General features: G+C 64.3%; 16 protein-coding genes, 1 tRNA gene and 1 pseudogene. 10 read left to right on the top strand and 8 right to left on the bottom strand.

What is annotated here, in order from left to right; translation table 11 throughout:
- Positions 1–73: 73 nt before the first annotated feature.
- A complete protein-coding gene (locus tag OKW29_RS21805; protein WP_429292586.1) occupies positions 74–817 on the top strand; it encodes an SDR family oxidoreductase in 744 nt (247 codons plus the stop codon).
- Positions 818–901: 84 nt separating this feature from the next.
- Here OKW29_RS21805 and OKW29_RS21800 read toward each other — a convergent pair whose 3' ends face one another.
- The 3 genes from OKW29_RS21800 to OKW29_RS21790 form a co-directional block, all read right to left on the bottom strand.
- Positions 902–1,927, bottom strand: a complete 1,026-nt coding sequence (locus tag OKW29_RS21800; protein WP_429292585.1) for an aldo/keto reductase — start codon at positions 1,925–1,927, stop codon at positions 902–904.
- 68 nt (positions 1,928–1,995) lie between these two features.
- Positions 1,996–3,735 (bottom strand): tetratricopeptide repeat protein, encoded by a 1,740-nt coding sequence (locus OKW29_RS21795; protein WP_429292584.1) that lies wholly within the window; start codon positions 3,733–3,735, stop codon positions 1,996–1,998.
- 110 nt (positions 3,736–3,845) lie between these two features.
- The gene (locus tag OKW29_RS21790; RefSeq protein ID WP_429292583.1) at positions 3,846–4,421 is read right to left on the bottom strand and encodes a DUF4142 domain-containing protein; all 576 of its coding nucleotides are present in this window, start codon (positions 4,419–4,421) and stop codon (positions 3,846–3,848) included.
- 349 nt (positions 4,422–4,770) lie between these two features.
- On the opposite strand from OKW29_RS21790, the gene OKW29_RS21785 reads away from it, so the two are divergent.
- Positions 4,771–5,763, top strand: a complete 993-nt coding sequence (locus OKW29_RS21785) for a chemotaxis protein (RefSeq protein ID WP_429292582.1) — start codon at positions 4,771–4,773, stop codon at positions 5,761–5,763.
- Positions 5,764–5,800: 37 nt separating this feature from the next.
- Here OKW29_RS21785 and OKW29_RS21780 read toward each other — a convergent pair whose 3' ends face one another.
- From OKW29_RS21780 to OKW29_RS21765, 4 genes are all read right to left on the bottom strand, one after another.
- Positions 5,801–6,886, bottom strand: a complete 1,086-nt coding sequence (locus OKW29_RS21780) for an asparaginase (protein WP_429292581.1) — start codon at positions 6,884–6,886, stop codon at positions 5,801–5,803.
- Between the two features lie 56 nt (positions 6,887–6,942).
- Complete coding sequence (locus tag OKW29_RS21775; RefSeq protein ID WP_429292580.1) at positions 6,943–8,205, bottom strand: MFS transporter; 1,263 nt, start codon at positions 8,203–8,205, stop codon at positions 6,943–6,945.
- A gap of 275 nt (positions 8,206–8,480) precedes the next feature.
- Positions 8,481–9,677 (bottom strand): phytanoyl-CoA dioxygenase family protein, encoded by a 1,197-nt coding sequence (locus tag OKW29_RS21770; protein ID WP_429292579.1) that lies wholly within the window; start codon positions 9,675–9,677, stop codon positions 8,481–8,483.
- Between the two features lie 71 nt (positions 9,678–9,748).
- On the bottom strand, positions 9,749–10,651 hold the full coding sequence (locus OKW29_RS21765; protein ID WP_429292578.1) for a class I SAM-dependent methyltransferase: 903 nt from the start codon (positions 10,649–10,651) through the stop codon (positions 9,749–9,751).
- A 295-nt stretch (positions 10,652–10,946) separates the two neighbouring features.
- Here OKW29_RS21765 and OKW29_RS21760 point away from each other — a divergent pair, with 295 nt between their 5' ends.
- The 8 genes and pseudogenes from OKW29_RS21760 to OKW29_RS21725 all read left to right on the top strand — a co-directional run bounded on the left by OKW29_RS21760 (position 10,947) and on the right by OKW29_RS21725 (position 18,276).
- Positions 10,947–13,748 carry a monovalent cation/H+ antiporter subunit A gene (locus OKW29_RS21760; protein ID WP_429292577.1) on the top strand — a complete coding sequence of 934 codons (2,802 nt, stop codon included), beginning with the start codon at positions 10,947–10,949 and terminating at the stop codon, positions 13,746–13,748.
- Positions 13,748–14,080: a Na+/H+ antiporter subunit C gene (locus OKW29_RS21755; RefSeq protein WP_090803875.1), complete on the top strand. Its 333-nt coding sequence runs from the start codon at positions 13,748–13,750 to the stop codon at positions 14,078–14,080. The genes OKW29_RS21760 and OKW29_RS21755 overlap by 1 nt, the downstream gene beginning before the upstream one ends.
- A complete protein-coding gene (locus OKW29_RS21750) occupies positions 14,077–15,858 on the top strand; it encodes a monovalent cation/H+ antiporter subunit D (protein ID WP_429292576.1) in 1,782 nt (593 codons plus the stop codon). Before OKW29_RS21755 ends, OKW29_RS21750 begins: the two co-directional genes overlap by 4 nt.
- A 2-nt stretch (positions 15,859–15,860) precedes the next feature.
- Positions 15,861–16,355, top strand: coding sequence for a Na+/H+ antiporter subunit E (locus tag OKW29_RS21745; protein WP_429292575.1), 495 nt, complete (start codon positions 15,861–15,863; stop codon positions 16,353–16,355).
- Positions 16,349–16,624: a K+/H+ antiporter subunit F gene (locus OKW29_RS21740; RefSeq protein ID WP_008922284.1), complete on the top strand. Its 276-nt coding sequence runs from the start codon at positions 16,349–16,351 to the stop codon at positions 16,622–16,624. The genes OKW29_RS21745 and OKW29_RS21740 overlap by 7 nt, the downstream gene beginning before the upstream one ends.
- Positions 16,625–16,632: 8 nt before the next feature.
- Complete coding sequence (locus OKW29_RS21735; RefSeq protein ID WP_090803870.1) at positions 16,633–17,025, top strand: Na+/H+ antiporter subunit G; 393 nt, start codon at positions 16,633–16,635, stop codon at positions 17,023–17,025.
- Between the two features lie 197 nt (positions 17,026–17,222).
- A pseudogene (locus OKW29_RS21730) lies at positions 17,223–17,974 on the top strand (RNase A-like domain-containing protein).
- Positions 17,971–18,276: a contact-dependent growth inhibition system immunity protein gene (locus tag OKW29_RS21725; protein WP_429292574.1), complete on the top strand. Its 306-nt coding sequence runs from the start codon at positions 17,971–17,973 to the stop codon at positions 18,274–18,276. The pseudogene OKW29_RS21730 and the gene OKW29_RS21725 overlap by 4 nt, the downstream one beginning before the upstream one ends.
- Before the next feature lie 545 nt (positions 18,277–18,821).
- Here the strand turns inward: OKW29_RS21725 and OKW29_RS21720 are convergent.
- Positions 18,822–18,912: transfer RNA gene (locus tag OKW29_RS21720), tRNA-Ser, on the bottom strand.
- Positions 18,913–18,981: the final 69 nt, after the last annotated feature.

Here is an 18,981-nt window from a genome sequence, read left to right as displayed (position 1 = left end):
CCGGATTATCTCTGCGCGCAAAGCATTCATGATTCACCTCACCGATCCACCACCTTCTATGAGGAAACCAATCATGAGCACGAACCCACAACCGAAAGTCGCCATCGTCACGGGCGCATCGCGCGGCATCGGCACGGCGATCGCACAGCGGCTCGCGAACGACGGCTACGCGCTCGCCGTCAACTACGCAGCGAGCGCGGGCGAAGCCGACGCGCTCGTCGGCGCGATCCGCGAAGCTGGCGGCAAGGCGGTCGCGGTGCAAGCCGACGTGTCGAAGCCCGGCGACGTACGTCGCATGTTCGAGATCACCGAACGCGAACTCGGCAAGGTAGATGTGCTCGTCAACAACGCGGGCGTGATGAAGCCCACGCCGCTCGCCGACACGCCCGACGCACTCTACGACCAAACCTTCGACATCAACGTGCGCGGCACCTTCAACACGCTGCGCGAAGCGGCCGCGCGCCTGAACGACGGCGGGCGCATCGTCAATTTCTCGACCAGCGTGCTCGCGCTGAACCTGTCCGGCTATGGCATCTACACGGCGACCAAGGCAGCCGTCGAAGCGTTCACGCGTGTGTTCGCGAAGGAACTGCGCGGGCGCAACATCACAGTGAATGCGGTCGCGCCGGGACCGATCGCGACCGCGTTGTTCCTCGAAGGCAAGACCGACGAGCAGATCGAGACGTTCGCGAAGATGCCGCCGCTGCAACGCCTCGGCGAGCCGGAAGACGTGGCGGGCGTGGTCGCGTTTCTGGTCGGCCCGGATGCGGGTTGGATCAATGGGCAGGTATTGCGGGCCAATGGCGGTTTGGCTTGATGGGATGCGCTGGTCCAGCGTGCGGCCGCGCTGGACCAGCGCATTGCGCCGGCTGCGGCGCCTGGAACGTGGTCGAGCCGCCGCTCAAACCGCCTTTGGATTGCGTTCCGCGAAGCCTTCCTGATGCCAGTACGGATACGCGGGCCGCACCGTGCTGGCCGCATCGAGCTTCGCGACCTGCTCCGGCGTCAGATTCCAGCCGACCGCGCCGAGGTTTTGCCGCAGTTGCTCCTCGTTGCGCGCGCCGATCAACAGCGTTGCGACGGTCGGCCGTTGCAGCAGCCAGTTCAGCGCGATCTGCGGCACGGTCTTGCCGGTTTCGGCGGCAATTTCGTCGAGCGCGTCGAGCACGCGGAACAGATAGTCTTCCGGCACCGGCGGCCCCATGTCGGCGGTCTTGTGCAGACGGCTCGTCTCCGGCAGCGGCTGGCCGCGCTTGAGCTTGCCGGTCAAGCGGCCCCAGCCGAGCGGGCTCCACACCACGGCACCGACGCCCTGGTCGACGCCGAGCGGCATCAGCTCCCACTCGTAGTCGCGCCCGACCAGCGAGTAGTAGGTCTGATTCGCGACATAGCGCGGATAGCCGTAACGGTCGGCGATATCGAGCGACTTCATCAGATGCCAGCCGGAGAAATTCGACACGCCGATATAGCGGATCTTGCCCGCCCGCACGAGGTCGTCGAGCGTGGACAGCACTTCGGGGATCGGCGTTTTCGCGTCGAAGCCGTGCAGCTGGAACAGGTCGATGTAATCGGTTTGCAGACGCTTGAGCGCTGAATCGACCGCCTGGATCAGATGGAAGCGCGACGAGCCGACACCGTTCGGATCGTCGTCGAAACGAAACGTCGCCTTGGTCGACAGGATCGCCTTGTCGCGCTTGCCCATCAGCGCCTCGCCGAGCACCGACTCGGACGCGCCCTTCGAATAGATGTCGGCGGTGTCGAACATCGTGACGCCCGCGTCGAAGCAGATGTCGATCAGACGCCGCGCTTCGGCGACGTCGGTCGCGCCCCACGCCTCAAAAAATTCACCCTTGCCGCCGAACGTACCGGTGCCGAGACTCAGCACCGGCACCTTGAAACCCGATGCACCCAGATGTCTGTATTCCATTGAAGAACTCTCCGTGGCATTGCCATCGATGAACGGAGGTTCAGTCTACGCGTGTCCGCCCAAAGGCGTCACGAAGGCGTGGCGCTCAGATCCCCCAATGCATCGCGCACGGCATCGATCACGCCGCCCCAATCGCCGAGCGCCGGTTGACGGAACAGACGTGCGGACGGATACCACGGCGTGTCGCTGCGTTCGAGCAACCAGCGCCAGCAGGTGTCGAAGCGGTTCAGGATCCAGACGGGTTTGTCGAGCGCGCCGGCCAGATGCGCGGTGGACGTGTCGACCGAAATCACCAGATCGAGACTGGCGACGAGCGCGGCGGTATCGGCGAAATCGTGCAGCAGCCCGGTGTGATCGGCGACGCGTTCACCGTAGGCGCTTTCGGCTAATTGCGGCGCGGCCGCGCCCTTCTGCACGCTGAAGAAGCGAACGTTCGGCACCTCGAGGAGCGGCGCGAGTTGCTCGAACGTGAGCGACCGACGCGCGTCGATCTTGCGCAGCTCGGCGATCTGCGCGCGGTTCTCGCCGGCCCAGACGAGGCCGACTTTCAGCGGCCTGATTGCGTTGGCATTCGCGTTGATGTTGCCGTCGTGTTCGATCCGCTCACGCCATTCGCTGACGGCCGCCGGCTGCGCAAAAAGATAAGGCGTCGCCGCCGGAATGCTCGCTTCGTTCGTGCCGAACGCAAGCGGCAAGCTCAGCAGCGGGCAATGACAATCGAACGGCGGCAACGGTTGCCCCGCTTCGATCAACTGATCGACACCATCGAGCGTCGACAGCAATCGCAACAACGCGCCCGGCACTTCGAGCACGACCTTCGCGCCGAGCTTCGCAACGAGCGGCGCATAGCGGCAGAACTGCAACGTGTCGCCCAGGCCCTGCTCCGCATGCAGCAGAATCGTTTTGCCGTCGAGCGGAACATCGCCGAGCCACAACGGCTGCGCGAACGCGCGCCTGCCGGCCTTGATGCGGCTGCGCTCCCAACGCCATTCGTATTCGCGCCAGCCGGTATCGAAGCGGCCCATTTGCAGCAGGCACAGCGCCTGGTTCCAGTGCGTTTCGACCGACGCCGGATTCAACGCAAGCGCGCGCTGATAGCTCGACAACGCCTGTTCGCGCTGATTCAGATCGATCTGCGCGAGACCGAGGTTGTTCCATGCATCGACGAAAGCAGGCGCAAGTTCCAGCGCGCGTTGGTAGCAGTGTTGTGCTTCGTGCGGCCGGTTCAGATCGCCGAGCACGTTGCCGCGATTGCTCCACGCATCCGGATAGTTCGGCTGCAACGCGAGCGCCTGGTCGCAGCTATCGAGCGCATCGGCATAGCGGCCGAGATCGCGCAGCACGCATGCGCGATTGTTCCACGCCGGCGCAAACTCCGGCACGAGCGAAAGCGCGCGTTCGTAGCTCGCGAGCGCATCGAGCGGACGGTTCAGCGCCGCCAATGCGTTGCCGCGATTGTTCAACGCATCGGCGAATTTCGGCTGCATCGCGAGCGCCCGCTCGGCACACGCGAGCGCTTCGTCATGACGCTGCAACGCGTTCAGCGCATAGGCGAGATTTGAATGCACGGCCGGCTGTCTCGCGTTGACCACGAGCGCCTTCTTCAGCAGATCGACGCCTTCCTGCAAGCGGCCCGTTTGCAGCGCGAGTTCGCCGAGCCAGCGCAACGCATCGCCATGCTTCGGCTTCAGTTCGAGTATCTCGCGATACATCTCCTCGGCTTCGACGAGCGCGCCGTTCTGCTGGAGCGCGACGGCTTGTCGAAGCAGATGGTCCAACTGTTGCGGCAGACTGGCGTGCTTGCTCATGCGGTACCTGGAATCGGAGGCGCGAAGAATCGTCGGAAGAAGCGCACGATTATCGCCGAAAAGCCCGGGTTCGAAGTACCGCCGCCTGCCGCATAGCGACGTGACGCCGCTTATTGCGCGGCCACGGACAGATGCTTGCGCTTCGCGAGATCCTGCGCCATCGCATAGTGCTGCTGGATCGTCGGCAGCGCCTGTTTCGCGGCGGCCTTCAACTGCTCGTCGCGGCCCGCTGCGATTTCCGCCTGGAAAGCGGACAGTGCCTTCTGTTCACCCGCGAGCGCGACCTGCTCGATGTACACCTTGTCGAAGTCCGCGCCGCGCAGATGGTTGATGCTTGCGAGCACGGCCGCATCGGGATCGTTCTTCGGCACGTCGACACCGCGCGGACTCGCCGCGCGCAACGCGTCGGTGATCCTGGCGTCGTCGCTCGACACGCGCTCGGCAAAGGCCTTCACGTCGCGGTCGGCCGAACGCGCGGTGGCGATACGCGCGGCATCGCGCTGCGTCGCGACGGCTTGCGTGCCGTCCGCGATGAAGGTCTGGTCGGCGGCATGCAGGCGGCCCGTGTCCGTGGACGCGGCGCTCTGCGCGCTGGCCACCGAGGCGGCCGTCAGAAGACCACCGAAGCAGGCAACGGCGGCGATGCGGGCCAAAGCGACGGAAGGGACGGAAGGCAGGCGGATCATACGTTCTCCTTGAGGTGAAAGCATCTGAAAGCAAAACGACGGACACGTGTGCGCCGCGAACGAAGCGTGCGATGCAAAACGCTGCGGACTGCTTGCGAGCCCAGCGCGGCGCCACGCTTTTATCGCTGCCGATTCTAGAAGCCACGCCGTCGGGCAGGTGAAACGCTGCTGTCGCTTCTGTAACCTTAGGTAACCCTCATATGAATGCGCACACGTTTGCCGTATTCGTGTGAAGCGCGCGCCGCTCGACGCTGCCACGCAGTGCTGGATTTTTCGCCATCGGCGCCGATAACCAGATACAGGCACCGCTTAGCACCGCTCAGCACCGCAATTCTGGAGAACGATTCCGATGGCAGACGACCACCGTGCCAATCACGAGCGCCACACCGAACGCAGCAACCTGACGAGCTCCAACAAGTTCGAGCTGCTGCTATACCGCCTCGGCCACGTGCCGGGCAGCGACGCGCACGAGTTGTATGGGATCAACGTGTTCAAGGTGCGCGAAATCTCGACGATGCCGACCGTCACGCCGATCGCCGGATCGTCGCCTTACGTGATGGGCGCGGTCGACATTCGCGGGCAGATCATCCCCGTGATCGATCTGCCGCGGTTGATGGGCTGCGAGCCGACGCGCGGCCTGAGCATCCTGCTGGTCACCGAATTCGCGCGTTCGACGCAGGCCTTCGCGGTCGAGGAAGTCGACGACATCGTGCGACTCGAATGGAACCAGGTGCTGTCGGCCGATGGCTCGGCGGGCGGCAAGCTCGTCACGAGCATCGCGCGCATCGACGGCAATACCGGCGACTCGCGGCTCGCCCAGGTGATCGACGTCGAGCAGGTGTTGCGCGACGTGTTCCCGTCGCAGCATCCGAGCGTCGATCCGGCCTCGGTCGGCCACGCGCTCGGCATCCGCCGCGGCGCGAAGATCCTCGCCGCCGACGACTCCGGCTTCGCGCGCAAGCTGATCGAACAGGCGCTCGCCGCGATCGGCGCCGACTACATCATGACGAAGACCGGCGAGGAAGCGTGGCAGACGCTGCAGCAGGTCGCGCGCGAAGCGCAGAAAAACGGCGCGCGCGCGAAAGACACCATCGTGCTCGTATTGACCGATCTGGAGATGCCGGAGATGGACGGCTTCATGCTGACGCGCCAGATCAAGGCCGATGAACGCACGCGCGATATTCCGGTGATCATTCACTCGTCGCTGACGGGCGCGGCCAATGAGGCGCATGTGAAGAACGCGGGCGCCAACGGCTATGTCGCGAAGTTCGCGGCGAGCGAGCTCGCCGATGCGATCCGTGATGCGCTGGGTGCCGCGCCGGCGAAGGCGGCGGCGGCTTGAGGTCTGGGGTGTCGAGCAGTGAATCGGGTCGCCGCGCTCAACGATGCGCGGCAAGCTCGATCGAGAAGTCCATCCGGCCGATCTCGACGCCCATCGTGTTGAGCCGCTGCGGCGCATGAAAGCCGTCGAGCGCCGCGCGTTGTTCAGGCGTACCGATATCGAGCACGGCGAGCAACTCGGCGGTGACCGCGTAGAGCACGGCGGGATTGCCGTCCTCGATCTTCAGCGCGATGCCTAGCGCGCCCTTCGCGCCGAGCCGCGCGGTCTGCCGCGATGCGCGAACGCCGATCGCATAGCTGCCGTCCGCGCCGACCTTGCCGACCAGCGCGCCATCGAAAGCCTGCATCAGCAGCGTACAGAAGCGCCCCTCCCCGCCGACCAGTTCCGGGTACGACGTCATCGCGCGATAGATGCGCGCGAGCGCGGCCGCGCGCGGCGTCGTCGCGGCGGCTTCGGTTTCCTGTTGATCCTGCGCCGCCGCGAGCTTCGCGAACAGACGTGCGAGCCGGTCGAGCGCAAACGCCGGCGTCGGCACATTGCAGCCGTCGATCGCCCATTGCACGCCCTCGTCGGGCAGATCGCAGACGCTCGCGACCGTCTGCTTCACACGCACCTGCAACGGATGCCCCGGCAGTTCATAGCCGGCGAGCGCCGCGCCGATCGAACGCGCGCCGGCCAGCATGCCCGCGTGCTTGCCCGAACAGTTGCTGCACACGCCGGTGGGCGTAAAGCCGCGCCGGATCCAGTCGACGTACACCGCATCCGACAACGGCGGATGGCCGCCGCAACGCAGATCGGCCTCGCTCGCCTGCGCTTTCGCGAGCATGCCGCGCGTGCGTTCGATATGACGCGGCTCGCTGCTGTGCGATGCGCACATCAGCGCGAGATCGGCTTCGTCGAAACCGCAACGCTCGAGCGCGCCGGTTTCGAGCACCGCGAGCGCCTGGGCCGGCTTCGCGGCGGAACGCGCGAGCGTCATGCGCGCGGCGTCGCCGAACGAATACAGCAGACGACCGTCCGCATCGACGACCGCGACGTGCGCGAGATGCGTGTTCTCGACGGATTCACCACGATAGATCGTCGCCGCGACCGGCGCGGCGGGGTGCAGTTCGGACTGGCTCATGCGGTTCGTCTCCTCGTCGTGTCATGGATCGGGCGATGGCGCCCAGGCCCCGGCAATCAGGCGCTCGCCGCGAGCGCCTCTTCGCGCTCGAGCGTGCGCGTGTGCCGCAGTTCGGGAAAGAACCGCATCCACAACAGCGCGATCGCGATCGTCGCGGCTCCGCCGACCAGCACCGCCGGCTGCGCGCCCCACCATCCCGCGGTCAGGCCCGATTCGAACTCGCCCAATTGATTCGACGTCCCGATGAACAACGAATTGACCGCGCTGACGCGGCCGAGCATTTCATCGGGCGTGCGCAATTGCACGAGCGACAGCCGCACCACCACGCTGATCGTGTCCGACGCGCCGAGCACCATCAGCGCGAACAACGACACGAGGAACTGATGCGACAGCCCGAACACGATCGTCGCGATGCCGAACGCGATCACGCCGCCGAACATCGCCGCGCCGGGCCGGTTGCGCAATGGAAAATGCGCGAGCCAGATCGTGCCCGCGAGCGCGCCGATCGCCGTGCCCGAGCGCAACAGGCCGAGACCGAGCGGGCCCGCGTGCAGCACGTCGCGCGCGAAGATCGGCAGCAACGCGGTCGCGCCGCCGAACAGTACCGCGAACAGATCGAGCGACAGCGCGCCGAGAATCACCGGCTCGCGACGAATGAACGCGATGCCCGAAAAGATCGATTCGAGCGTGACGGGCGCGCGGCTCGCCGGCTTCATCTGCAACGGAATGCTCCACACCGACGCGGCCGCCGCCGCGAACGTCAGCGTGCACGCGAGATACGCGGCACCGGGACCGATGCCGTACAGCAGACCACCGAGCGCGGGCCCGGCGATCTGCGCGGTCTGATTGGCGGACGTCGCCCACGCGGTCGCCTTCGGCAGATAGCCGCGCGGCACCACGGCCGGCAGCAGCGACGCCACGGCCGGCGATTCGAACGCGCGCGACGCGCCGACGCAGGCAGCCAGCACGTAGATGACCGGCGCGCTGATCCAGCCGCCGAAGGTGCCGATCGCGAACAGCAATGCAGCGACACTTTCGAGGCTCTGGCAGACGGCGGCGATGCGGCGGCGATCGTAACGATCGGCGACATGGCCGACGACGAGCGTCAGCAGGAACATCGGCAGAAACTGCGCGAGGCCGACGAGGCCAAGTGCGAACGCGCTATGCGTGAGCGCGTAGACATGCCAGCCCATCGCGACCGCGAGCATCTGGAACGACAGCGACGACAGGATGCGGGTGCACCAGAAACGCTGGAACGGGGGGTGTTTCGGCAGGCTGAAATGCGGGGAATCGGCGGGATCGATGGAGGCTGGGGGCATCGGTTGTTGCTCGTGACGGGGCGCATCGGGGCGTGGGTCGGGCGCGCGCTAGTTTAGAGCAAGACCGGAGGGCATGCACAAAGGAGGCTGGCACGGGCGGCGTGATGGCGGACGGCCCGTGCCGGGGCGGGCGCGCTCGAACGCATGCTTTGGGCGCAGGCGGGTCGTCAACCCGGGTGACTGTGCGCGCGAGACGCGGACAAAGGTTTCGACATGCACTGTCCGCGAACTTGCCGAAGCAGGCCGCCTTCGCCTGCTTCGGTGCCACGCATGACTCAGGGCCGCAACGGCCGGCCCTCCGCGCGGCCGAAGTCGACGAAGTGATCGACCGGGTCGACGCCCGCCGCGCCGACGTCGGGATTCGCTTCGAGGTAAAGCTTCGGATCGAAACCGTCAGGCAGTTGGGCAAGCCGCGCCTTGCGTTGAAACGATTCGGCGCTGCTCAACGGGCGACCTTCGAATCGACCGTAGTAGATGTAGTGCTGCAATGCATTGCCGCCGCTCGCGGCAACATCCGGATTGGCCTCGAGGTACGCCTCGCCGTCGAAGTCGACGATTGGCGTCAGGCTCGACGGCATGCCGGTCAGGTCGTGATAGCACAAACAGCCATCCGCGAAAAAATGGCAAACCAGTGCCTTGCGACTCACGTGCTCCGGATCGCGCATCTTGCTGCCGCCGTGCAGCAGGTTCGCATGCCACAACAGCACATCGCCCTTTTTCGGGTAGAAGTGCTTTGGGCCCGATGAACGTTCAGCGATGAGCTTCTGAATCGCGGGTTCGTAGATGTCGTGATAAGCGGAATACCCGCAACCGAACGGCATGCCCAATTCAGTCGACATCAGATACGGCAGCTTGTGCGTGCCGGGGTGATAAACGAGCGGCCCGGAGTCGGGATGAATATCCTCGAAGGCGATCCAGTTCGCGACCAGATACCCGTTCGGATAGGTCGACATGTGAATCGAATCGGAATGCTCGAGTTGCTCGCTGCTCTTGTGACCGCCGATCGTCTGGAACGGCGCCGATTTCGCGCCCAGCAGCAGACTCACGATCTCGTTCATGCGCGCGTCGAACAGCATCTCGCGAACAGCCGGCACGTTGAAATGCGGATTCAGCGTGCGCCCAGGCAGCGTATCGCCTTCGAAAAGCGGCTCGGGCGGCGGCCGCAGCGTGCCGTCGGCAATCGCGTTTTCGTAGGCTTGCCACGTCGCATCGAGCTGTTCCGTCTTGAAGAAACCCTCAATGATCAGGTAGCCGTCGTTCACCCATTTGCGGCACCATTCGGCCTGCTGCTCGCTAATTACGCCTTGGGACAACAGCTCGGCAACCCGCTCCAGCGCATCCGGTCGATCGAGCCAGGGAACGGGGCCCGCCGCGGGAAATTTTTCGAATTTGAAGACCTGGGTCTGATTGTCGATCGGAACGTCCGCGACGACGGGCTTATCGAAAAAGCGCTGATTCTCGAGAGTATTCATTTTCGGGAAACTTTCCGGGTTCGCGTTTTAGGGTAACTGGCTTGAACACGACGCTGGCTGCGCGGTGTCGATCACTCGAACGAGCGCCCTTCCGCACGGCCATAGCGGATGTAGTGTTCCGCGCCAGAGCCGATGTGCTTGTGCGCAACGGCTTCTGCTACGTCGGGGTTGCGCTGAAGATAGTGCGCCTCGTTGAAATGCGGAATGCGAGCAGCGTAAAGAAGAATCGACGGGCCGGCCGGATGTTGTTCGCGATCGTCCACGCCGACGATCACCGTCATACCCAGTGCGTCGAGGACTGCCATCAGGCTTTCACGGGTCATCCAGTTGGCTTGCGGAGCAGTCCCGCCGATGAATTTTACGTTATGGATGCTGTCGAGATAACTATGTCGGTGGAGATGCACTTCGCGTCCGCGAAACTCCGAGACGGTTGGCGTCGGATCGAAGTGCCTTTGCAGATTCGCATTCGTCCGCGCGACTTCGGCATCGTAATAGTGCGTCCAGATGCAGATCGAATCTGACGCATATGCCATATCTTCCAGTAGCGATACCGGATCCATCATGTGATAGAGCACGCCGCTTGCAAGAATCAGATCGAATCGCTGATCGCGTTTTTTCAGCAATTCTCTGAAATCGCCATACATGAATTCGGCATTGAACTTCAATGCATTCTGCACGAGCAGGCATTTGAGAAAGGACTTCGAATTCGCCTCGATAGCAAGGACACGTGAAGCGCCGGCTTTGGCCATCATGAACGTATGGCCGCCTTCCATGGGTCCGAGTTCGAGCACGCTTTTTCCGGAAAAGCCGCCGCACATGATCTCGAACCAGTGGAGACGCCCATCGTCGAAATGGGGCGCCATACCTAAACCGTAGCCCGGCACATCGGACACCCATGTGCCATCGAAAAGATTGAAAGCCAAAGTGTGGCCTGGCTCTTCAGTTGCATACAGATCCAGTTCAGTTCCTTTCAATTTGGCGCCTCGATTGATCGTCAAGTTTGCCGATTATGGTGCATCAGCGCGCCGCATGTCACGCGACGGGTGTTAAATCGAACGCGCGTCCGCATCAATGGGCATGATTGGGCATCAGTCGGGCTCGCCGCGCGCTTCGCGGTGCGTATATTTATGCTTGACGTATCGATGTGAACTGCCGGGCTGTTTGCGGCTATGATTGTGCCCCGTGGGCAGCCGCCCGGCTGGTGGCACGCCGGCCCAGTCCCACCGGCCAGCCACACCGTCTAACACTCGAACTCCCGGAGGGCATCGAATGGTACTGGGGTGGCTCGTCCTACTTCCGTTCATGGCCGCAGCGCTCATTGCGCTCACGAGGCCGCGCGCCGCCGCGCTCTGCACCTGGATCGCGTTCGCGACGGCGCTGTTCGGCTGCGCGCTGCTGCTGAGCGAGCGCGTGGGTATGGGCGACCACGACGTGCTGCAATGGCGCCATGAGTGGATGCCCGACATCGGCCTCGCGCTGTCGCTGCGCCTCGATGGCCTCTCGTTCATGTTCGCGTTGCTCGTACTCGCGATCGGCCTGCTCGTCTTCATCTACGCACGCTACTACCTCGCCGGCAGCGATTCGTTGCCGCGTCTGTACCTGCTGCTACTGCTCTTCATGGGCGCGATGCTCGGCATCGTGCTGTCGAACAACCTGCTGCTGCTCGTCATCTTCTGGGAACTGACGAGCCTCGTCTCGTTCCTGCTGATCGGCTTCTGGCCATCGCGGCCCGACGCGAGGCGCGGCGCACGCATGGCGCTCACCATCACCGGCGCGGGCGGTCTCGCGCTGCTTGCGGCCGTGCTGTTGCTCGGCCACGTATGCGGCAGCTACGAGCTGAACGACGTGCTCGCCCAGCATGACAAGGTGCAGCACGATCCGCTCTACCCGGCCATTCTGCTGCTCACGCTGTTCGCGGCGTTCACGAAGTCGGCGCAGTTTCCTTTTCACTTCTGGCTACCGCACGCGATGTCGGCGCCCACACCCGTGTCGGCCTATCTGCATTCGGCGACGATGGTGAAGGCCGGCGTGTTCCTGCTCGCGCGTCTCTATCCGGTCCTCGAAGGTACCCACCTATGGGCTTACACGGCGACAGTGGCCGGGCTCGTCACGCTGGTGGGCGGCGCGGGGATGGCGTTGTTGCAGCGCGATCTGAAGGGCCTGCTCGCCTATTCGACCATCAGCCATCTCGGCCTGATCGTGCTGCTGTTCGGCCTCGACACGCAGCTCTCGACTGTCGCCGCGCTCTTTCACACGATCAACCACGCGGTGTTCAAGGCGTCGCTCTTCATGGCGGCGGGCATCGTCGATCACGAAACCGGCACGCGCGATCTGGGCCGTCTGCGCGGCCTGCGCAGGTACATGCCGCATACGGCCGTGCTCGCGAGCGTCGCGTCGCTGTCGATGGCCGGCGTGCCGCTGCTCAACGGTTTTCTCTCGAAGGAAATGTTCTTCGGCGAAACACTCGCGCAAAGCATGTTCGGGCCGCTGAACCTCGTCGTGCCGGTCGTCGCGATCGTGGCGGCGGCGCTCTCCGTGGCGTACTCGCTACGTTTCGTCTGGGGCGTGTTTTTCGACGGCGAGATGCCGCGCGATCTGCCGCACTATCCGCCGCACGAGGCGCCGCGCTTCATGCGGCTGCCGGTCGAGATTCTCGTGGCGCTGTGCCTGCTGATCGGCCTGTTCCCGCAGCAAAGCATCGGCAGGCTGCTCGAGTCGGCCGCGTGGGTCACGCTCGGCGGCAAGCTACCCGACTACAGCCTGAGCCTGTGGCACGGCGTCAATACGCCGCTCGTGATGAGCGCGGTGTCGTTCGCGGCGGGTGCGTCGCTCTTTTTCCTGCGCCGCAATGCGTTCCGCCACCGTCGCACGGCGCTCACCGAGTTGAACGCGAGCGAAATCTTCGAGCGCTTCGTGCAGCGTCTCGAACAGAGCGCCGGCGTGATCGTGCGCTTGTTCGAGACGCGCTCGCTGCCGGCCTACCTCGCATGGATGATCGCGGCGATGCTGATCGTGCCGGGCGTGCCGCTCGTCGCGCTCGACACCTGGAGCGGCAGCCACACGCGCCTGCTGCCCGATCCGTTCACGCTGGGCGGCCTCGTGCTGATGGCGTTGCTCGCCGTCGGCGTGGTGTGCGTGCGTGCGCGCACCCTTTACGCGCTCGTGATGCTGAGCACCTGCGGCCTGCTCGTGTCGCTCGCCTTCGTGCGCTTCTCCGCGCCCGATCTCGCGCTCACGCAGATCTCCGTCGAACTGGTCACGATCCTGCTGCTCGTGCTGGCCGTCTATTTCCTGCCCGCGCTGCAACGCGCCGTCGAGCCGCTCCCCGTCCGGCTGCGCAACGGCGTGCTCGCGCTCGCGGGCGGCGCGCTGCTCGGCGCCGTGTCGTACAGGATCATGACGAGCGCGCCGCTGCCAGGCATCGCTCCGTACTTCCTCGCCAATGCGCTGCCCGGCAGCGGCGGCCACAACGTCGTCAACGTGATCCTCGTGGATTTCCGCGGCTTCGATACGATGGTCGAAATCAGCGTGCTCGTGGTCGCGGGGCTCGCCGTCAAGGCGCTGCTGCGCGGGCTGCGCCTGAAGTCGCCCGATGCGGGGCCGGATGGCCGGCCATGGTCGTCGCAATCGCATCCGCTGATGCTCGCGATCCTCGCGCGGCTGATGCTGCCGCTCACCGTGCTCGTCGCCGTGTTCGTGTTCCTGCGCGGCCACAACCTGCCCGGCGGCGGCTTCATCGCGTCGCTGATCCTCTCGATCGCGTTGTTGCTGCAGTACGTCGCGAGCGGGGTGCTGTGGACCGAGTCGCGCATCCACCTCAACTACCGCGCGCTTGCGGGCTTCGGCATTCTGATCGCCGCGGCCACGGGGCTCGGCAGTCTCGCGTTCGGCCAGCCGTTTTTGACCAGTGCGTTCGGGCACCTGCACGTGCCGCTGATCGGCGAGATCGAACTGTCCACGGCGATGCTGTTCGATCTCGGCGTAACAGGCGCGGTGGTCGGCACGACGCTCACGATCGTCTCGCACCTCGGCGTACGCGACAAGGACATGCAGTCCGTGGAGAAAAGCTGATGGAAGCCGCCTTTGCCATCGCGATCGGCGTGCTTTGCGCGTGCGGCATCTACCTGCTGCTGTGCGCACGCGTGTTGCCGGTGATTCTCGGCATCACGCTGTTCTCGTATGCGATCAACCTGTTCCTGCTCGGCATGGGCCGGCTTGCGATCGGCAAGCCAGCGGTCATCGCGGCGGGGGCGCAATACGTCGATCCGGTGCCGCAAGCGCTCGTGCTGACGGCCATCGTGATCGGCTTCGCAATGACGGCCTTCACCGTGGTGCTCGCGCTGCGCTCGTTTTCGATCACGGGCAACGATCACGTCAATGACGAGGAGACGCCCGTCGAATGAACCACGTTCTCCTGCTCCCGATCCTGATTCCGCTCTTTTCCGCGGGCGTCATCGTCGTGCTGCCGCCGCGCGCGAAACGCCTGCAACGCGCGCTGAACGCGCTCGCCATCATCGCGCTACTGCCCGTCGCGTGCCTGCTGATGGCGCGCGCCGCGCAAGGCGAGATCGCCAGCTACGCGCTCGGCGCATGGCCCGCGCCGTTCGGCATCGTGCTGGAACTCGACCGGCTCGGCGCGCTGATGCTGGTGCTCACCGCCGTGCTGGCGGTCTGCTGCCTGCTCGGCACCTCGAGCGAGGACGCGAGGCGCGGCCGCTATTTCCGTGCGCTGTTCCAGTTCGAGCTGATGGGCCTGAACGGCGCCTTCCTCGCGGGCGATCTCTTCAACCTGTTCGTGTTCTTCGAGCTACTGCTGATCGCGTCGTACGCGCTGCTGCTGCATGGTGGCGGCGCGCGACGGGTGCGCAACGGGCTGCACTATCTGTTGATGAACCTCGTCGGTTCGTCGTTCTTTCTGATCGCGGTCGGCGTGCTCTACGGCGTCACGGGCACGCTCAACATGGCCGACATGGGCGAACGTCTGGCGCGTCTCGGGCCGGAGTCGCTGCCGCTCGCGCAGTTCGCGGGCGCGACGCTGATGCTCGTGTTCGGCCTCAAGGCCGCCGTGTTTCCGATGTCGTTCTGGTTGCCGCAGGCCTACCGCAGCGCCATCGGCCCGGTGGCCGCGCTGTTCGCGATCATGACCAAGGTCGGCATCTATGCGATGCTGCGCTGCGACGCGCTCGTGTTCGGCGCGGCGGGCGGCGTGCTCGATGCGTTCATGCATCAGTGGGCGTGGTGGCTCGCGATCGCGACGATCGCGTTCGGCGCGCTGGGCGCGTTGGCGGTGTCGAGTCTCAAGACCACGACGGGCTATCTCGTGCTGGTTTCGGTGGGTCTGCTGATCGCGGCGATCGCACTACAGACGCCGCTTGCATGGAGCGCGCTGCTCTACTACCTGATCAGCACGACGCTCTGCACTGGCGCGCTGTTCCTGCTCGCCGACACGCTCGAACCCGAGCAAGCCCCGACACCGCACGCCGCCCATGCCGCCGTTTCCGCCGATGCCAATTCGATCGAGCCCGGCTCGCTCGAAGCGCTCGACGACGCGGCCGCGGCGGCCATCTCGCCCGACCCGGACGGCGAAGCGGTGGCGACGCTGGCGCGGGCGCAGCCGCTGCAGGTCGAGACGGCCGGCGCGCTCGCCGTGCTGGTCGGGGAACCGGCTCACCCCGAAGCCGAAGCTACGGTCGAAGCGGTCCCGCGCACGCATGCACCGTGGCCGTCGAACCTCGCCGCGCTGCTCTATCTGATCGCCGCGGTGGGCGCCGCGGGCCTGCCGCCGCTGTCCGGGTTCCTCGGCAAGGCGATGGTGCTGGCCGCCACGCCGCTCGGCGCGGCAGTCGTGCTGTGGCCGGCCGTACTGCTGTCGAGCCTGCTCTCGATCGTTGCGCTGAGCCGCACGGGCACGCGCCTGATGTGGGCCGCGCCGGCCGCGCGCGCCGCCGCCGGCAAAGAGGAGCGCGCACCGCGTGGCAGTAATGCGAAGCTCGCCGCCTGCGCGATCCTGCTCGGCTGTGTCGTGGCCATCACGCTCGGCGCGGGCGCGGTGCGGCACTATCTCACCGATACGGCGACACAGCTATTCGATCGCGCCGCCTACGTGCACGCGATCCTGCCCGCGGCGCGCTCCTCGCCACCAGCGGCCGCCGCGACCACGGCCGACGCACAGGGGAACTGACGATGTTGAAAAGGCTCTTCCCCCACCCGTGGCTCGCGGTCTTCCTGATCATCTGCTGGGTGCTGCTGATGAACGACGTCTCGCCGGGCAATCTGCTGCTCGGCGCCGTGCTCGGCTACGCGATCTCTTTTCGCGTCGCCGAAGGCTTGTGGCTGCGACCGGTGCGCTTCGGCCGACCGTGGCTGCTCGTGCTCCTCGCCTGGCATGTGTTGGTCGATATCATCGTGGCCAACGTCGAGGTCGCGCTGCTCGTGCTCGGCCCGACGCAGCGGATGCGCCCGGCGTTCATCGAAGTGCCGCTCGACAGCACCCACGAGATCGCGCTCACGGTGCTCATCAGCGTGGTCTCGCTGAGCCCGGGCACGCTGTGCGCCGAACTCAGCGACGACCGCACGCGCCTCTCCGTGCACGTGCTCGATCTCGGCGACGAAGCGGCACTCATCGCGCTCATCAAGTCCCGTTATGAAGCCCCTTTGATGGAGATCTTCGCATGCTAGCCATCGTGATTCCGATCTCGCTCGCGATCCTCGGCATTGCGTTCCTGCTCACGCTGTGGCGCCTCGTGCGCGGGCCGTCGCTACCCGATCGCATCGTCGCGCTCGACACGCTCAACATCAATGCGATCGCGTTGATCGTCGTGTACGGCATCAGCTTGCGCTCGACGGTGCTCTTCGAGGTTGCGCTTCTGATTGCCGTGATGGGTTTCGTGGGTACCGTCGCGCTCACCAAGTACCTGCAGCGCGGCGACATCATCGAACTCAACTAGCGTGGGGTATGCCGATGGAAACTTTTGTCGAAGCGATCGTTTGTTTGCTGCTGCTGGCCGGCAGCCTGTTCACGCTGGTCGGGGCGGTCGGGCTCGCTCGGCTGCCCGACTTCTTCATGCGGCTGCACGGTCCGACCAAGTCGACCACGCTCGGTGTGGGCGGCATCGTGCTCGCGTCGGTGGTGTATTTCAGCGCGCATAACAACTTCGCGAGCCTGCATGAGCTGCTGATTCCGGCGTTTCTGTTTCTCACCGCGCCGATTAGCGCACATATGCTGGCGAAGGCTGGGATTCAGCAGGGAGTGACGCTGTCAGAGGCGACGCGGGGGCGGCCGCCTGTTACGGGCGCTTGTGCGGAACGGGGGAATACGGGGGAGTTGCGGGAGGGGGATGAGGGGTGAGGCTTGTCGAAGCTTCGCGCCTCTCGGGACGATCCCGCGTGCACAAAATTCTCGTTGACCGGACTTGAGAGAATAATGACCCTAGAAATGAAAACCCCTTGATTTCGAGATCAAATTAAGGGGTTTTGTGTTCTGTCCCGGCGGAGCTATGCGCGCGACCTCGCAGCGCACGCTCGCGCATTCCGTGGCAAACAACGTTGAGACGGCCACTCACCGAACGGACCTGCTGGAACAACGACGCGCGACGAGGCGGGGTGCTGGAAATGGTCGGGGCAGCAGCGCTATGTGTGCTGCCGGAACCGACGATGGCGAGCAAGGCCGGATGTGTTGTGTTCGGCGTACATGGCTCAGATACGGCGTCGGCAGGTTTGCGTCAAATCTGGACGGGCCGGGATACGGTCACGCTGACCCGGCAAGGTACGGCGAAGCTGGCCGAGGCGATGAAAGCCAGTCCTGACATGGCGAACAACATCGGCCTGTCAGTTGATATGATCGTGCCGTTCGGGTTCGCTGGCTCGATCAAGGCTGCACGCGTGGCCAGCGTTACGATGGGCCGGATCGATCTGCAAATGCATGAAGCAAAAGCGCTCAATCCGAGGCTGGGAGGGCACACACTCGAAAAGCACGTGGGGCGGACCGAAGCGCAATTGCGCGACAGACTGAGACTTGAACCGCATCGAAAAAGAGTGTCGTCATTCACGAACCTGGAGCGGGCGGAATGGGCAATATCAGAAGTAATGCGCGCCCATACGACACAAATCAGGAAATGGACGGAGTGCTCAGGTAGTGGCGGCCCCCTTACACTGACGCAGCGTGTGGCGAGTGATGTCGGCTATGGATTGCACGACAGACAGGAAAAATGACGCGGATGAATGAGGTTGTCGTTGTACTGAAATATCAAACCTACAATGGAATGCCGTACTACATTCTTACCGCATATGTTGGATGAAGGCAAGAATTATGCTGTCAGAGCGTTACCCGAAACTTTATCAGTTGTTTGGCGCATACCTTAATCAGGATTCTGATTTATGGGGAGAAACGATTCCGGAAATTGTTTCGTGCTACAGGAGGGACTGCCCACGGGAAAGCCATCTCGAAATGATCCACGAAATAGATTCGTTCATAAGCGAGCACCCGGATGATCTGGATTCAGCGTTTGAAACGGATTACGGGCAAGATTTCGACCCGGAGTTGTGGGGCTATACGACCGCTTCGTTTCTCGAGGAATTGAAGCGTCTTCTGAGCGATTAATCCACTCGTCGCCGCGCGAGGTTGGTTCGATATCACCCGGGGCATCCACTCGACAATGTTTGCATTTCACCCCGAGGTGTTCGCCTCGAAGTACCGACACCCTGTCTCATTTATCGTCGAGTATCCCCGAGGCAGCGATTAGATATATGAGACCAAATTCCCGCAACATTGTTGAGTTGACCGACGTTGGAGCAGACGACCCAATGTGGATTCTCGCGCGCGCGACGGAGAGGCGCAGCTTTGGCGGGGGCGACGCATGCCACAGAGCTTGTCGGGTATTTTCTTCTCTTGCCATGCCGACCGAACTGCCAGAAAGACTTAGGCCCAGGCCTTAATGAGCCCCGCCCCGAGCGGGGCTTTTCATTTGTTCCCCGGTTAGTCTCTTTGTCGAGCCGCGCTCCGGGGAAAACCCGACCTATGTTGTTCGTAGACAACGCACCCAACCGGCCGCCAACAGGCAGGGAATTGCACCGCTCGATGTCGTGTGGGTAGCGGTGTTGGTAGAAAAGAAAAACGGGCCGAAAGGCCCGTATTCATTGATGTCCTGGCGGAGAGAGGGGGATTCGAACCCCCGATAGGCTATTAACCTATACACGCTTTCCAGGCGTGCGACTTAAACCGCTCATCCATCTCTCCGGCGGGGAGCCGAATTATAGCAAACTTCGCGCCCTGCGCCACACCCTGGCCAAAGCCCCGCGCAAACCG

This window comes from Paraburkholderia sp. CI3, from assembly GCF_050436505.1.
GTDB classification, from domain to species: domain Bacteria; phylum Pseudomonadota; class Gammaproteobacteria; order Burkholderiales; family Burkholderiaceae; genus Paraburkholderia; species Paraburkholderia tuberum.
Note: the sequence above shows the minus strand (reverse complement) of the source record. Positions and strands in the feature narration are given on the sequence as shown.

Coding starts and splice junctions, on each gene's coding strand:
- OKW29_RS21805 (WP_429292586.1), top strand. CDS start 74: ATGAGCACGAACCCACAACCGAAAGTCGCCATCGTCACGGGCGCATCG.
- OKW29_RS21800 (WP_429292585.1), bottom strand. CDS start 1,927: ATGGAATACAGACATCTGGGTGCATCGGGTTTCAAGGTGCCGGTGCTG.
- OKW29_RS21795 (WP_429292584.1), bottom strand. CDS start 3,735: ATGAGCAAGCACGCCAGTCTGCCGCAACAGTTGGACCATCTGCTTCGA.
- OKW29_RS21790 (WP_429292583.1), bottom strand. CDS start 4,421: ATGATCCGCCTGCCTTCCGTCCCTTCCGTCGCTTTGGCCCGCATCGCC.
- OKW29_RS21785 (WP_429292582.1), top strand. CDS start 4,771: ATGGCAGACGACCACCGTGCCAATCACGAGCGCCACACCGAACGCAGC.
- OKW29_RS21780 (WP_429292581.1), bottom strand. CDS start 6,886: ATGAGCCAGTCCGAACTGCACCCCGCCGCGCCGGTCGCGGCGACGATC.
- OKW29_RS21775 (WP_429292580.1), bottom strand. CDS start 8,205: ATGCCCCCAGCCTCCATCGATCCCGCCGATTCCCCGCATTTCAGCCTG.
- OKW29_RS21770 (WP_429292579.1), bottom strand. CDS start 9,677: ATGAATACTCTCGAGAATCAGCGCTTTTTCGATAAGCCCGTCGTCGCG.
- OKW29_RS21760 (WP_429292577.1), top strand. CDS start 10,947: ATGGTACTGGGGTGGCTCGTCCTACTTCCGTTCATGGCCGCAGCGCTC.
- OKW29_RS21755 (WP_090803875.1), top strand. CDS start 13,748: ATGGAAGCCGCCTTTGCCATCGCGATCGGCGTGCTTTGCGCGTGCGGC.
- OKW29_RS21750 (WP_429292576.1), top strand. CDS start 14,077: ATGAACCACGTTCTCCTGCTCCCGATCCTGATTCCGCTCTTTTCCGCG.
- OKW29_RS21745 (WP_429292575.1), top strand. CDS start 15,861: ATGTTGAAAAGGCTCTTCCCCCACCCGTGGCTCGCGGTCTTCCTGATC.
- OKW29_RS21740 (WP_008922284.1), top strand. CDS start 16,349: ATGCTAGCCATCGTGATTCCGATCTCGCTCGCGATCCTCGGCATTGCG.
- OKW29_RS21735 (WP_090803870.1), top strand. CDS start 16,633: ATGCCGATGGAAACTTTTGTCGAAGCGATCGTTTGTTTGCTGCTGCTG.
- OKW29_RS21725 (WP_429292574.1), top strand. CDS start 17,971: ATGAAGGCAAGAATTATGCTGTCAGAGCGTTACCCGAAACTTTATCAG.